15 protein-coding genes and 1 pseudogene are annotated in these 14,507 nt (G+C 53.3%); 6 read left to right on the top strand and 10 right to left on the bottom strand.

All coding sequences use genetic code 11. The features are described 5' to 3' along the window. Window positions 1-376 precede the first annotated feature (376 nt). The 4 genes from manX to OMR58_RS18950 all read left to right on the top strand — a co-directional run bounded on the left by manX (window position 377) and on the right by OMR58_RS18950 (window position 3,576). Window positions 377-1,336, top strand: coding sequence for a PTS mannose transporter subunit IIAB (gene manX / locus OMR58_RS18965; RefSeq protein WP_264546692.1), 960 nt, complete (start codon window positions 377-379; stop codon window positions 1,334-1,336). Window positions 1,337-1,392: 56 nt separating this feature from the next. Then, a complete protein-coding gene (locus OMR58_RS18960) occupies window positions 1,393-2,193 on the top strand; it encodes a PTS mannose/fructose/sorbose transporter subunit IIC (RefSeq protein WP_205064376.1) in 801 nt (266 codons plus the stop codon). A gap of 15 nt (window positions 2,194-2,208) precedes the next feature. Beyond that, the gene (locus OMR58_RS18955) at window positions 2,209-3,051 is read left to right on the top strand and encodes a PTS mannose transporter subunit IID (RefSeq protein WP_105594156.1); all 843 of its coding nucleotides are present in this window, start codon (window positions 2,209-2,211) and stop codon (window positions 3,049-3,051) included. Between the two features lie 66 nt (window positions 3,052-3,117). Next, window positions 3,118-3,576 (top strand): DUF986 family protein, encoded by a 459-nt coding sequence (locus OMR58_RS18950; RefSeq protein ID WP_105594157.1) that lies wholly within the window; start codon window positions 3,118-3,120, stop codon window positions 3,574-3,576. Here OMR58_RS18950 and rlmA read toward each other — a convergent pair. The 5 genes and pseudogenes from rlmA to OMR58_RS18925 form a co-directional block, all read right to left on the bottom strand. After that, entirely contained in the window at window positions 3,557-4,411 is an 855-nt protein-coding gene (rlmA, locus tag OMR58_RS18945) for a 23S rRNA (guanine(745)-N(1))-methyltransferase (protein WP_105594158.1), read from the bottom strand. The genes OMR58_RS18950 and rlmA overlap by 20 nt on opposite strands. A 167-nt stretch (window positions 4,412-4,578) precedes the next feature. Continuing rightward, a complete protein-coding gene (gene cspE / locus OMR58_RS18940; RefSeq protein WP_001062678.1) occupies window positions 4,579-4,788 on the bottom strand; it encodes a transcription antiterminator/RNA stability regulator CspE in 210 nt (69 codons plus the stop codon). Next, window positions 4,775-4,944: pseudogene (locus tag OMR58_RS18935) on the bottom strand (DUF2627 domain-containing protein). The gene cspE and the pseudogene OMR58_RS18935 overlap by 14 nt, the downstream one beginning before the upstream one ends. 518 nt (window positions 4,945-5,462) lie before the next feature. After that, window positions 5,463-6,467: an MBL fold metallo-hydrolase gene (locus OMR58_RS18930; protein WP_264546691.1), complete on the bottom strand. Its 1,005-nt coding sequence runs from the start codon at window positions 6,465-6,467 to the stop codon at window positions 5,463-5,465. Between the two features lie 24 nt (window positions 6,468-6,491). Next, the gene (locus OMR58_RS18925; protein ID WP_264546690.1) at window positions 6,492-6,767 is read right to left on the bottom strand and encodes a YebO family protein; all 276 of its coding nucleotides are present in this window, start codon (window positions 6,765-6,767) and stop codon (window positions 6,492-6,494) included. A gap of 238 nt (window positions 6,768-7,005) precedes the next feature. Between OMR58_RS18925 and OMR58_RS18920 the strand changes: the two genes are divergently transcribed. After that, window positions 7,006-7,242: a YobH family protein gene (locus tag OMR58_RS18920; RefSeq protein ID WP_200543887.1), complete on the top strand. Its 237-nt coding sequence runs from the start codon at window positions 7,006-7,008 to the stop codon at window positions 7,240-7,242. Between the two features lie 49 nt (window positions 7,243-7,291). On the opposite strand, the gene kdgR is transcribed toward OMR58_RS18920, so the two are convergent. After that, a complete protein-coding gene (kdgR, locus tag OMR58_RS18915) occupies window positions 7,292-8,083 on the bottom strand; it encodes a DNA-binding transcriptional regulator KdgR (protein WP_105594161.1) in 792 nt (263 codons plus the stop codon). Window positions 8,084-8,271: 188 nt separating this feature from the next. Between kdgR and OMR58_RS18910 the strand changes: the two genes are divergently transcribed. After that, window positions 8,272-9,651 carry an MFS transporter gene (locus tag OMR58_RS18910; protein ID WP_264546689.1) on the top strand — a complete coding sequence of 460 codons (1,380 nt, stop codon included), beginning with the start codon at window positions 8,272-8,274 and terminating at the stop codon, window positions 9,649-9,651. Between the two features lie 190 nt (window positions 9,652-9,841). On the opposite strand, the gene htpX is transcribed toward OMR58_RS18910, so the two are convergent. The 4 genes from htpX to OMR58_RS18890 all read right to left on the bottom strand — a co-directional run bounded on the left by htpX (window position 9,842) and on the right by OMR58_RS18890 (window position 14,303). Beyond that, a complete protein-coding gene (htpX, locus tag OMR58_RS18905) occupies window positions 9,842-10,723 on the bottom strand; it encodes a protease HtpX (protein WP_105594163.1) in 882 nt (293 codons plus the stop codon). A gap of 213 nt (window positions 10,724-10,936) precedes the next feature. Beyond that, the gene (gene prc, locus OMR58_RS18900) at window positions 10,937-12,982 is read right to left on the bottom strand and encodes a carboxy terminal-processing peptidase (RefSeq protein ID WP_264546688.1); all 2,046 of its coding nucleotides are present in this window, start codon (window positions 12,980-12,982) and stop codon (window positions 10,937-10,939) included. 19 nt (window positions 12,983-13,001) lie between these two features. After that, on the bottom strand, window positions 13,002-13,706 hold the full coding sequence (proQ, locus tag OMR58_RS18895; RefSeq protein ID WP_105594165.1) for an RNA chaperone ProQ: 705 nt from the start codon (window positions 13,704-13,706) through the stop codon (window positions 13,002-13,004). A gap of 96 nt (window positions 13,707-13,802) precedes the next feature. Beyond that, on the bottom strand, window positions 13,803-14,303 hold the full coding sequence (locus OMR58_RS18890) for a GAF domain-containing protein (protein WP_105594166.1): 501 nt from the start codon (window positions 14,301-14,303) through the stop codon (window positions 13,803-13,805). Between the last annotated feature and the right edge of the window lie 204 nt (window positions 14,304-14,507).

Genomic DNA, 14,507 nt, shown 5'->3' with positions numbered 1-14,507 from the left:
AGGATCACTACTCTAGCAGCAGAAACATGGGCGTCAAAATGGTTTCTTACACTTGGCTGGCATCCTTGCAGAACTTTACGCTTTGCTGACCGCGCGTATTTATCAATTACGGTCTAAATTACTGAGCAAGGTCACATAATTTATTTTTTCACGTACTAAAATAAATCGCGTTAACTGGTGTGTTAAGCGTGCCATTGCAAGTTTACCGGCACGAAGTAGAAAAATAAGTGTGACATCTTTCATGCTGAATCACGCAAATACCTTAAGTATCCGACGTTGGCGAAGATTAAATTTCGGATAGTCAGGGTATCGATCGGCTGAGCCTCGCGCGGCTTGAACTCCAGAGAGCCGTCGTCAACTGGATAAGGAGTAGCAAGTGACTATTGCTATCATCATCGGCACACACGGCTGGGCAGCGGAACAGCTGCTGAAAACGGCCGAAATGCTCCTGGGTGAGCAGGATAACGTCGGTTGGATCGACTTTGTCCCGGGGGAAAATGCAGAAACGTTAATCGAAAAGTATCAGGCGCGAATACACGACCTCGACGTGAGTGAGGGAGTGCTGTTCCTGGTTGATACCTGGGGCGGTAGCCCGTTTAACGCCGCCAGTCGTCTGGTGGTTGATAAAGAACATCACGAAGTCGTTGCCGGGGTGAATATCCCGATGCTGGTCGAAGTGCTGATGGCCCGCGATGACAATCCGTCCTTCGACGAGCTGGTAGCGCTGGCGGTTGAAACCGGCCGTGAAGGCGTCAAGGCGCTCAAAGCCAAACCTCCTCAGGCAGCCCCGGCCCCAGCAGTTAAACCCCCAGCACCTCCGTCTGCCCCACTGAAACCCGGCGAACATATGGTGATTGGTCTGGCGCGTATTGATGACCGTCTGATTCACGGCCAGGTCGCCACCCGCTGGACCAAGGAAACCAACGTCACGCGCATCATTGTGGTCAGTGACGAAGTGGCCGCCGATAACGTGCGTAAAACGCTGCTGACTCAGGTTGCCCCTCCAGGCGTAACTGCACACGTGGTAGATGTCGCCAAGATGGTCCGCGTGTGGAACAACCCAAAATATGCCGGTGAGAAAGTGATGCTGCTGTTCACCAACCCGACCGATGTCGAAAGGCTGGTGGAAGACGGCGTTGGTATTACCAGCGTGAACATCGGCGGTATGGCGTTCCGCCAGGGGAAAACCCAGGTAAATAATGCCGTATCGGTTGATGCGAAAGATATCGAGGCGTTTAACAAACTCAACGCGCGCGGAATAGAACTGGAAGTGCGTAAAGTTTCCAGCGATCAGAAGCTGAAAATGATGGACCTGATCGCCCGTCTGAATCAGTAGCCCGTGGCCTGAAAGTTCAGGTTGAACTCCGTTCTGTATCTAAGAGGAGAAGTGTAATGGAGATTACCACGCTGCAAATTGTTCTGATATTTATCGTCGCCTGTATCGCGGGCATGGGCTCGATCCTCGATGAATTTCAGTTTCACCGGCCCCTGGTGGCCTGTACATTAATCGGTGCGGTTTTGGGTGATATCAAAACCGGGATCATCATCGGCGGTACGCTGGAGATGATCGCACTGGGCTGGATGAACATCGGTGCTGCGGTTGCACCGGATGCGGCTCTGGCTTCCATCATCTCAACCATCCTGGTCATTGCCGGTGGTCAAAGCGTCGGAGCCGGTATTGCACTGGCGATTCCGCTGGCTGCGGCAGGCCAGGTGCTGACAATTATCGTTCGTACCATCACCGTCGCCTTCCAGCACGCAGCGGATAAAGCCGCGGAAAAAGGCAATCTCACCGCCATATCCTGGATCCACGTTTCGGCGCTGGTCCTGCAGGCAATGCGTATCGCCATTCCGGCATTGATTGTGGCGATTTCGGTCGGCACCAGCGTGGTCCACGACCTGCTGAACTCAATTCCTGAGGTGGTGACCAACGGCCTGAACATCGCCGGAGGCATGATCGTCGTTGTGGGTTACGCGATGGTGATTAACATGATGCGCGCGGGCTACCTGATGCCGTTCTTCTACCTTGGCTTCGTAACAGCCGCATTCACCAACTTCAACCTGGTCGCACTGGGCGTTATCGGCGTGGTCATGGCCATCCTGTATATCCAGCTGGCACCAAAATATAACCGCGTTGCCGGTGCGCAGGCTGCGGGCCCGGTAAACAACGACCTTGATAACGAACTCGATTAAGGAAAGGTGAGAAAAATGGTTGAGACAACAACACAGAAGAAACTCACTCCCGGTGATATCCGCGGGGTGTTCTTACGCTCAAACCTGTTCCAGGGTTCGTGGAACTTCGAACGTATGCAGGCGCTGGGCTTCTGCTTCTCGATGGTGCCGGTGATTCGCCGCCTCTATCCTGAGAATAATGATGACCGCAAACAGGCGATTAAACGCCATCTGGAATTCTTCAACACCCATCCATACGTGGCGGCTCCGGTGCTGGGCGTTACCATGGCGATGGAAGAGCAGCGAGCTAACGGTGCGCCGATTGACGATGCGGCCATCAACGGCATCAAAGTTGGCCTGATGGGACCGCTGGCGGGCGTCGGCGATCCGATTTTCTGGGGCACGGTTCGCCCGGTCTTCGCGGCGCTCGGTGCAGGTATCGCCATGAGCGGCAGCCTGCTGGGTCCGGTACTTTTCTTTGTACTGTTTAACCTGGCTCGTCTGCTGGTGCGCTACTACGGTGTGGCCTACGGCTATCGCAAAGGGGTGGATATCGTCAGTGATATGGGCGGTGGCTTCCTGCAGAAACTGACGGAGGGCGCGTCGATACTCGGCCTGTTTGTCATGGGGGCGCTGGTTAACAAGTGGACGCATGTTAACGTGCCGCTGGTGGTGTCGCGAATCACCGATCAGACCGGTAAAACCACCGTCACCACGGTGCAGTCAATCCTCGACCAGCTGATGCCTGGACTGATCCCGCTGCTGCTGACCTTCGGCTGTATGTGGCTGCTTCGCCGTAAGGTGAACGCGCTGTGGATTATTATGGGCTTCTTTGTTATTGGTATCTTTGGCTACTGGGTTGGCCTGCTCGGCGTCTGAGCCTGACCTTCAGCACCACTAACTTCAAGGGCCAGCACAGTCTGGCCCTTTTTTTCGGACGGGATTATGCAACTGACTGATTACCTGATTTTGCTGTTTATTGTTCTGATTTTGCTCTATGCCATTTACGACGAGCTAATCATGCCGCGCCTGAATGGCCCAACGCAGCTGAAAATTCTGCTTCAGCGGCGTACCAAGCTCGACAGCGTAATATTCATCGGCCTGCTGGCTATCCTGCTGTATCAGAATTTACGCGTGCAGGGCCCTCAGTTGACAACGCTGCTGCTGATGGCGCTGGGTGCAATGGCGATATGGCTGTTTTGGGTCCGCGCGCCGAAGCTGCTGCTAAAGGAGCACGGATTCTTTTTTGCTAACGTTTTTATCACCTGGGACCGTATCAGCGCGATAAATTTATCTGAGGATGGCGTGCTGGTGATTACGCTGGAAAATCGCCGCCTGCTGATCTATGTCCGCAAGCTGGACGATCTGGAGACAATCTACAAATTTATGCTGGAGAGTCGCTAACGGCGGTTTCCCCATCATCCTGCCGCTGCCATAGCCGCAGGGTGAAATCCGTCTCGCAGGCAAATTCAGTGGTGGTGGCAAGTATCCCCCACACTTCAGGCCGTGCCCGCCAGGCAAACGGCGTCATTTGCAGCAGCGCTGCGGACTCTTCACTGTTTAGCGTCATCGAATACCCCAGCGACTGCTCCTCGACAAGCGTAAATCCAGGCATCTCTTCCGGCGTATTGTCATGCAGTTTCACATCCTGATAGATCAGTGCTTTAAACTGCATTAAGTGGCGCGGGCCTGGCGTCACGGTCAGCACGTATCCCTGCGGCTTAACGACTCTTGCCAGTTCAGCGGCTTTACAGGGCGCATAAATGCGCAGCACCGCATCAAACTGATTGTTTCCGAACGGCAGACGGTGGCTGGACGCTACGCAGAACTCAACGTTACCGTAGCGCTTAGCACCGTAGCGGACGGCAATTTTCGCCACATCTAGTCCGTAAATCAGTGCCTGCTCGCGCTCTTCCTGCAGCCGGGTGGCGACTGCCTGCGTGTAATAGCCTTCGCCACAGCCAATATCCAGCACGCTCAGGGTGCTATTCGGTAATGCGGCATCCAGCATATCGCACACGCGCTGTTGCAGCGGCTGGTAGTGCCCCGCATCAAGGAAGTTACGCCTTGCCTGCATCATCTCAGCGCTGTCACCGGGCTGTTTCGAACGCTTGTGCTGCACCGGCAGCAGATTGATATACCCCTCTTTTGCCAGGTCGAACTGATGCTGGTTCTCACAGCGCAAAACGCGTTGCTGAGCGAGTAAAGGCTGTTGGCAAAGGGGACACAGGTAGGACATAACAACTCTCCGCGATCAAGGACGGCGGCAGTGTACTTGAAAGTGTGCCGCAGCGGCAGCACTTCTTGCCGCAAACAAAAAAGCTCTGCCATTGCTGACAGAGCTTTAGTATTCAGATTTCAGACTGCACGACGCAATAGGGCGTTGGTGACAGTCTCAAATCGAAATCAGATAGCGGTAACGTTCACAGCAGCAGGGCCTTTCTGGCCGTCCTGAATTTCGAACTCAACGTTCTGGCCTTCAGCCAGAGTTTTGAAGCCGTTACCCTGGATTGCAGAGAAGTGTACGAACACATCTTTGCTGCCGTCAGCAGGAGTAATGAAACCAAAACCTTTAGACTCGTTGAACCACTTAACCTGACCTTTAATCTTTGCCATTTTGCAAATTCCTTAGAGTGTTTATTAGCCCGTAGGCCTGACGTACAGAAAAACCAGAGACATTACTGCATGAGGCATTAATTAAGGCTCGGCAAGGAAGCGGTATTCAACGTCAACGTCTTTACTCAGAACTTCTTTACTGAAGATGCCACACATAAACAGAACTGTACCTCGTTTTACTCAAATGCGTTTATCACATATCCGCTAATTAATGGCAAGTTATTTTTAGGCAAGCATTGATATGTCGCACACAATTGAAACAGCAAAGGAGGTAAATGTCACTTTTATGCCAGCATACGAGTCAATGCTGCACATATTTTCATCCTCAGTAAACCCAGCGGCAGCATGGGCTTCAGCCACATAAAACGCTGCCAAATAGCGGTCATAATATGATAATAAACTGCAAGTATTACGTAATTATGGCAAAGTATTGTCAAATAAAATCTATGGGCCTCAATGACTTTTCCAACACCGCAGCCCTTATGCCAACTGACAATGTACCACTTGTTTCATCCCATAATTAGGCTGCACCAAAAACAGGAGATTCACGACAATCCTGCCCCATTTAAAGGCATTTCAACAGGTGTTTAAATTAACCTTATTTTTTCAATTTAATTACGCTATTAGACGCGCCTCTCATTATTAGCTATTACATATAGAAAAATACATTAGGATTAATCTTGACATATATTGTTGAGCAATACTCTGGAACCTATTCGCCACGCCTGAAAGCGCTCTGCCGTCAACCCAGCTTGCGCTAATGCCTGCTGTAAAACCTGCGGTGGTTCATCCAGTGACTCATCAGCCAGTTCAAATACGCCCCAGTGTATCGCTACAGTCTGCGGCTGCCCCATCGCCTGATGAAGTGAAACAGCCTGATCGGGGCCCATGTGCTGCCCCCGCATGAACCATTTTGGTGCATAAGCCCCAATGGGCAATGCTGCCAGATTAAAGGGCCCCAGCCTGCTGGGGATCTCGAGCAGACGATCGGAGTATCCACTGTCGCCGCTGAACCAGAAGTTCAGTCGCGGGTGTGTCACCACCCAGCCACACCACAAAGAGCGGTTGCGGTCACGCAGCGAGCGCATACTCCAGTGGCGGGCGGGAACGGCATGCACGGTGACGTCTCCCAAACGGGTGCTTTGCCACCAGTCAAGCTCCTCAACATGAGCGGCCCCAAGGCGAGTAAACCATTTTGCCAGCCCCAGCGGCACCACAAATCGTACATCAGGAAAACGACGAAGAATTTTTTTGATGGTCGGTCGATCAAGATGATCGTAATGGTTATGGGAAATCAGCACGCTATCCAGCGACGGTAAATCATCAATCGCCAGCGCAGGGGGCGTTTTGCGCTGCGGCCCGGCAAACGGCAGCGGTGAAGCGCGTGACGACAAGGCCGGATCGATTAGCGTATAGCGCCCATCAAGGCGCAACAGCAAACAGGCATGCCCCAGCCACCATACGGCATCTTCGCTGCCGCTGAGATCGGCTGGCTGCCACCACAGACGTGTAAACTGTTCATATCCCGCTGCCGGCGGCTTAGGTAAGCCCTGCGCCCTTCTCTCACGTCGCCAGCGTTGCAAGTCCCCCGGCTGTCGCAGTTCGGGTTCCGGATTACAAAAACCGTCGGGGGTATGGTGAGAAAGAGCAGGATCGTACCAGGGATTTTTCCAGGCCATTGCGTCCACCTTATTGCTGCAGAATTAACGCTCCGGGATCATACGGATAAAGTCTTTTTCGGCATCGTCTTCCGGTGCCTGCTCCGGCTGCGCATTGTCTGCGGCGTTCTCGGTGAGTTTGCGCAGCAGTGCGTTCTGGCGTTTCTGCTCTTCAAGTAACGCTTCCAGCAGGTGAATCTGCTGATTGGCTCGCACGCTGGCGCGATTGACAAAAAACCATACCACCAGACCGATGATAACCAGTGCCATGATCAGCGCGGTCGATGTCAGACCCTGCACGTCATTTACCATTTCGTTCATACCAACCTCAAAACTGAATTTACGCCGCCGATTATCCGGCGACACTGCGGCTGTAGATTCTACCCGCTGCCACGCCAATTGATAGCTACCTCACAAAATTTACGCAGCCGCTGCGCAGAATAAGACGAGATGTTTCAGTATCCTCTTATCGCTTTGTGAGGCATGTCGCGGCATGCTTAATGAGCAGCGCCCTGATTTCCGGGCCAGGCTGCTGATAAACAACAATAAAGGGGATAGCATGAAAGTATTGACGCGACTCATTGCTCTACTGGTGATTATCTGGCTGGCCATGCTGGTTACCGGCTATGGCGTATTAACCGGCAGCAATAAGAACGTGGCGGGAATGGGCCTGCAGTGCCAGTATCTGACGGCGCGCGGCGTCGTGATTGCGCAGTATCTGCACACCGACAGCGGAATCATCGGCGTGACCGATTGCCCTCTGCTCAGAAAAAGCATCGAAGTCGTCGACAACTGAAATCAGACGGGCCGACCTGTCGTCGGCCCGCAACTTAACATACCGCAGCTCAAAATGGATAGTCGTGATAGCCCAGCTGGGAAGAAATCGTCTTAGCCGCCCGGTGCAGCATTGAGACATAGTGCTGCTTATTCTCTTCTGCAAAGCGAATCGTTGGGAAAGAGATGCTCAGCCCGGCGATAACCACGCCAAAGCGGTCAAAGACCGGCACAGCGATACAGCGAATCCCTTCTTCCTGCTCTTCATTATCTTCGCCAAAGCCCTGCGATCTGACGCGATCGAGTGCGGATAGCAGCTCATCCACCCCGTTCAGCGTCTTAGTCGTACTGAGAACGAACTCCACATCGGCGAGGATCTCGCGCACCTCATCATAATTTCGCCACGCCAGCAGCACTTTGCCAATGGCCGTGCTGTAGAGCGGATTGCGTCGGCCAATACGCGAATACATCCGCAGATTGTAGAGCGAGTCAATCTTATGGATATAGACAATACTGTCCTCTTCCAGCGCGCCCAGGTGGATAGTTTCCCGGGTCAGGCGGGAAATCTCCCGCATCTGAATATCGGCGCTGCGGATCAGATCGACGTTTTGTAACGCTTTTGCGCCCAGCTCAAACAGCTTCAGCGTCAGAGCATATTTTTCCGATTCCCCTTCCTGCGACACATAGCCCAGCGTTTTCATGGTCTGCAAAAAGCGGTAAACGGTGCTTTTAGACATCATCACCCGCTGGGACAGTTCGGTAATACCGTTTTCCCGCTCTTCTCCCAGCGCCTGCAAAATACCAAACACTTTCATCACCGAAGAGACGGCATCCGGTTGCTTATCTGAATCGGTACTAGCCATTGCGCTTTACCTTTGTGTTTTATAAAAAATGGAACGCTATTTCCAGTATACGTACCGCCCCACGGTGCCGCAACGGCAGTCGCCGAGATGCCGACACATCCGGTGGTAGTTTTCAGTCGTTTACCTCTGGCAAAAATCGCAAAAAGCATTAGCATGGTAATATTCACCTCTTACATTACTTCCTCTCTATGTCTGCAATTTCTGTTAACGACGGGCTTCCCGTTCCGCAGCGTTACGGTGCGATTTTGGCTATTGCACTGGGCATCACCGTCGCCGTGCTGGATGGTGCGATTGCCAACGTCGCACTGCCGACCATTGCTCGCGAACTTAATGCCAGCCCGGCAGAGTCAATCTGGATTGTGAACGCCTACCAGCTGGCAATCATTATCTCTCTGCTTTCACTGTCTTTTATCGGCGATATGATCGGCTATCGCCGCGTCTATCAGTGTGGTCTGGTGCTGTTTACCTGTACTTCCGTGTTTTGCGCGCTGTCCGACTCGCTAACCATGCTAACCATTGCACGCGTGCTACAGGGCTTCGGCGGCGCTGCGCTGATGAGCGTCAACACCGCGTTAATCCGCATTATTTATCCTCAGCGGCACCTGGGCCGCGGCATGGGCATCAACTCGCTTATTGTGGCGGTTTCCAGTGCGGCCGGTCCTACGGTAGCCGCTGCGATTCTTTCCGTCGCTTCGTGGCAGTGGCTGTTTCTGATTAACGTACCGGTCGGTATCGCCGCGTTATGCCTCGCCCTGCGCTTCCTGCCAGACAATCCGCAGAAATCCCAGGGCCAGCGCTTTGATATCCCCAGCGCGGTAATGAACGCCCTCACCTTTGGCCTGCTGATCTCGCTGCTGAGCGGCTTTGCCCAGGGGCAGAACGGCTCGCTGTTGTTGGTTGAACTGGTGCTGCTGCTGATTATCGGCACGCTGTTTATTCGCCGTCAGCTGCGCCTGCCGTTCCCGCTGCTGCCGGTCGATCTGCTGCGCATCCCGATTTTTGCGCTGTCCCTCGGGACCTCTATCTGCTCGTTCTGCGCGCAGATGCTGGCAATGGTTTCGCTCCCGTTTTATCTGCAAAACGTGCTGGGCCGTAGTGAAGTGTCAACCGGACTGTTGCTGACGCCCTGGCCGCTGGCCACGATGGTGATGGCACCGATTGCCGGGCGGCTGATTGAGCGGGTTCATGCCGGTTTGCTCGGCGCAATTGGCCTGGCAATGTTCGCCAGCGGTCTGTTTGCGCTGGCGCTGCTGCCCGCTGCGCCTGCGGATGCCGATGTGGTGTGGCGGATGATGCTGTGCGGAGCGGGGTTTGGTCTGTTCCAGTCGCCGAACAATCACACCATTATCTCTTCCGCGCCGCGCAACCGCAGCGGCGGAGCCAGTGGGATGCTCGGCACCGCTCGCCTGCTTGGGCAAACCAGTGGCGCGGCGCTGGTCGCACTGATGTTTAATCTGTTCGCCAACCATGGAACGCATTTTTCCCTGCTGCTGGCGGGCAGCTTTGCCACCGTTGCCACGGTGGTCAGTGCACTGCGTATTCGTCAGCCGCGCAGTGTTCACGGATAAAGCTTCGCGGACCCGATATCGGCGATCAAAAATGGCCAAACGACACGTCGTTTGGCCATAAAAAAAGCCACTGTCGTATAAACTGCCCCCTGGTCGTTGGATGTCCAACTTTCAGAGAGCAGTACAATACAGACGGTGGCTTTTTTACTCACTTAGCAGCGCGACCGAAAGGGCCAGTGCTGCCGGAGAATTACTTCAGATATTCACCGGTGCGCAGCGCTTCAATACGCTTATCCAGCGGTGGATGCGACATAAACAGCTCGCTCAGCGACTTGGATTTGCCGTTGATGCAGAAAGCCATCATGCTACTGGCTTCCTGCGGCTCATAGCTGGTTTTCAGACGCTGTAGCGCAGCAATCATCTTCTCGCGGCCGGCCAGACGCGCCGCACCGGCATCGGCATGGAACTCACGGTGACGAGAGAACCACATGGTGATAATGCTGGCCGCAATACCGAACACCAGTTCCAGCACCATCGATACGGCAAAATAGACCAGCGGGTTACCGTTGCTGCTTTCTTCATTATCGCGATTCCCGGAGAGGAATCCGGCTGCAAGCTGGGCCAGAATGCGCGAGATAAAGATCACAAAGGTGTTCACGATGCCCTGGATCAGCGTCATGGTCACCATATCACCGTTGGCAATATGGCTCACTTCGTGGGCCAGAACCGCTTCGGCTTCATCGCGGCTCATGTTCTGCAACAGCCCGGTAGAAACCGCAACCAGCGATGCATCGCGGCGCGCGCCCGTGGCAAAGGCGTTAATGTCCGGCGCGTGGTAAACGGCAACCTGCGGCATGGCAATACCCACCTGCTGCGCCTGGTGGGCAATAGTGTCAATCAGCCAGCGTTCAGTTTCGTTGCGCGGCTGCTCAATCACTTCACCACCTACGGAACGAAGCGCAATCCATTTCGACATCAGCAATGAAACGAACGCACCGCCGAAGCCAAACAGACCCGCCATAATCATCAGGCCCATTACACTGCTTGACTGGATCCCTGTCAGGCTGAGGATCAGCCCGAAAACCACCATAACGCCCAGGTTGGTTAACAGGAAAAGAGCAATACGCATCATATGATTTAATCTTCCTCGGTTATTTACTCACTGTACACAGGGGTACAAAGGTGTATCGATATCGTAAGGTCAACGCAGCACATTTCAAGCCCCGTGCTCGGTTAAGTGTTTAAAAAAACATAACTTTACATTATTGGCGGGTTTTAAATGCAGTTACTGACGCAGAGTATACACGGATAAAAAAAGGCACAGCATTTGCTGTGCCTGTTGGTCTTAGTTGACCGCTGCCGGTGTGACCGCGGGCTGCTGTTTTTCCAGCTGGGCCAGGTCATTGGCAATTTTGACCGTTTCATCAAGATACGGGTCAGGTTCTTTATAGTCCTTAGGCAAATCGTCCAGCTTAGCCAGCGGTTTTTTACCTTCCGCTTTCAGTCTGGCGTTGATCCGCTCAAGGCGCAGTGCATCATCTTCACGGTTCTCTTTTTCGCGCTCGGCCAGATTAAGCGAAATAATATTACGCTTATCCTTGTTGGCATTGAAGCGCGCGATATCCTTGATGATGTACTGGAACTCAGCATCTTTCGCAATGCGGTCCTGGTGATCTTTCAGCAGCTGGGGTTCCAGCGGCTTCAGATCGCCAATTTTGGTGTAGGTTGCAGCATTCACGCTATCCCACGGCAGCGCGTTGTCCTCAAACTTCTCACCGGTCTCGATGGCTTCCACACCGGTAGGCATCAGCAGGTCAGGCGTCACACCTTTACGCTGCGTACTGCCGCCATTGATGCGGTAGAACTTCTGGATGGTGTACTGTACGGAACCCAGCGCTGGCCATTCAGGGCGCAGCATCTGATCGTAAATGCGATTCAGAGAGCGGTACTGCTGTACGGTGCCCTTACCGAAGGTCGGTTCGCCGACAATCAGTGCACGACCGTAGTCCTGCATTGCCGCAGCAAAGATTTCCGACGCAGAGGCACTGAAGCGGTCAACCAGCACCACCAGCGGCCCTTTGTAGTAGGTAATACCATCGTTATCGCTGTCTTCACGCACCTTGCCGTTATTGTCGCGAACCTGGACTACCGGGCCGCCTGGAATAAACAGACCAGAGAGTGACACCGCTTCGGTGAGTGCTCCGCCGCCATTGGTACGCAGATCAATCACGATGCTGTCAACGTTCTGCTTCTGCAGCTTTTGCAGCTGCACCTTCACGTCGTCGGTCAGGCCCACATAGAAGCCCGGAATATCCAGCACGCCGACTTTCTCTTTCCCGACGTTGTGCACGGACATTTTCACCGCACGGTCTTCAAGGCGGATTTTCTCACGCGTCAGAGTGATGATTCGGGTTTTTGTCCCCTTACCTGCCGGCAGCACTTCCAGGCGAACTTTACTGCCCTTCGGTCCTTTGATCTGTGCGACAACGTCGTCCAGACGCCAGCCGATAACGTCCACGATCGGTTTACCCGGCTGACCTACGCCAACGATACGATCGCCAACGGTGATCGCTTTACTTTTCGCCGCCGGGCCACCGGCCACCATGGAGTTGATTACCGTGTAATCATCGTCCATTTGCAGCACCGCACCGATACCTTCCAGAGAAAGGCTCATTTCAGTGTTGAACTGTTCGGTATTACGCGGGGAGAGATAGTTGGTGTGCGGATCGATTTCATGAGCAAAGGCGGTCATCGCCAGCTGGAAAACGTCTTCGCTGTTGCTTTGCGCCAGGCGACGCTCAGCAAACTGATAGCGCTTGGTGAGAACCTCACGGATCTCTTTATCATCTTTTCCGGTCAGCTTCAGGCTCAGCTCATCATATTTGACCTTGGCATCCCACAGCGCATTGAGTTCGTCAGTGGTTTTCGGCCATGCGGCCTTACTGCGGTCAATATCGATGGTGTCGTTACCGGTAAAGTTCATCGGCTTATTAAGCACCGACAAGGCATACTGATAACGCTCAAAGCGGCGTTTCTGGGTCAGATTATATAAATCGTAAAAGACAGAAAGCTGGCCGGTTTTTAATTCTTCGCCCAGTGTTGCTTTTTTATCCGCGTACTGTGCAATGTCAGACGCTAACAACACGTTGTGGCTGTAGTCGAGCAGGTTCAGATAGCGATCGAAGATTTTTGCTGAAAAATCTTTGTCGAGATCGAACTGACGATAATGTGAACGAGTAAAACGCGAAGTCACACGTTCGCTTACGGTAGCGTGTTGGGCTTCCTGATGCAGCTGAGGGATCTGATCGGCGCGGGTAATGTTATCCGCGGCGTAAAGGTTTCCTGCAAACAACAGGCCTGCAATGATGGTGCTTTTAAAAAGAGTGTTCATGCCCTGATTAGCCTCCGTATCAGAACTGCAAGTGTTCTGCGCGTACTATCATTGCCAGGCCGGAAGCCAGCTGTACCCGAACGCCATCTTTGGTGATTTCAAGAATGGTCGCATCCATGGCATTTTTGCCTGCGGTAACTTTAATGCTCTGGCCAACTTGCAATGCTGAGGTGTCGGTAACGGGTTTGCTACGCGACGGCTGACGCTCTTCACGTACAGCAGCGGCTGCCGGAGCCGGAGCGCGGTCGGCCTGCGGACGGGCGGGTTTGCTGCGCGGCTTGCGCGGCTGCTCACCTTCGGCTGCTGGCTTACGGGCAGGCTTGCGTGGACGACGCGGAGCGGCTTCTTCACCGGCTTCACGTTTTTTCGCCTGCTGCTGCTCGCGCTGTGCCTGAACGCGTGCTTTCGCTTCTTCAAGCTGTTTACGGGCATGTTCAACATGCTGCTCATCGAGCTGTCCACAGGCATTACCGTCCAGATCCACACGGTCGGCACCGGCTTTAATGCCGTACAGGTAACGCCAGCTGGAGGTATAAAGACGCAGTGCAGAACGAAGCTGAGTTTTGCTTAAACCCATTTCACCCTGAACGCGGTCAACTAAATCCTGAAAGATCCCAATCTTTAATGGGCGCGCTTCGCCTTCAGCGCTAAAGCACTGAGGGAAACGCTCTGCCAGAAAGGCAATTACTTCTTTAGTACTGTTCAACTTAGGTTGATTTTCCATGAAATTTCCTGATTACAACGGGTTTGCCAATCAGCGCAGGCATGAACAGGCGTCATTATAATGACCCCATCAACAATTGCTACGTGATCCAGCGCTTTAGGTGCGTTTCATGCGAATAAATTTTTCCACATCGGTGCCAGCCAGCACCTCGCATAGCCCGTCAGTTAAGGCTTTCAGCCCTTTTTCATCCTCAATATCGAAACGGTTATACTCCACGCTATCGATATCTAACACGCCAATAACGCTACCGTTAACTACCAGAGGCAGCACAATTTCAGCATTGCTGGCGGCGTCACAGGCGATATGACCGGGGAAAAGATGCACATCATCAACGCGCTGCACGGCGTTTTCCGCTACCGCCGTTCCGCAAACGCCACGCCCCACGGGAATACGTACGCAGGCGATTTTTCCCTGGAAGGGACCCAGCACGAGGGTATTTTCTTCCGTTAACAGATAGAAACCGGCCCAGTTAACCCCATCAAGACGTTCAAACAGGAGTGCGCTACAGTTACCCATGGCGGCCAGGAAGCTGGTTTCACCCGTCAATAAGGCACGCATATCCCGGTTCAGGTCGGTATAGAATTCTGTTTTTGTCATTGTTTAACCATTATTAAATCTGTCGCGAAGCCCGCAGACGCTTCGTTGAATAAAATTGTTATAAATGCCAGCGAGACAGGATGATTCATGTCGTTAGTTAATATAACCTTAGAGTTGTATGAAGCGATCTGCACGATTCAAACGAGTCACGCGACTTGCCTAAATCTGCCCTGCACCTGCGCTGTTTGGGCCTAAGCACGACCA

The organism is Erwinia sp. INIA01, assembly GCF_025947915.1.
Taxonomy (GTDB): domain Bacteria; phylum Pseudomonadota; class Gammaproteobacteria; order Enterobacterales; family Enterobacteriaceae; genus Erwinia; species Erwinia coffeiphila.
Note: the sequence above shows the minus strand (reverse complement) of the source record. Positions and strands in the feature narration are given on the sequence as shown.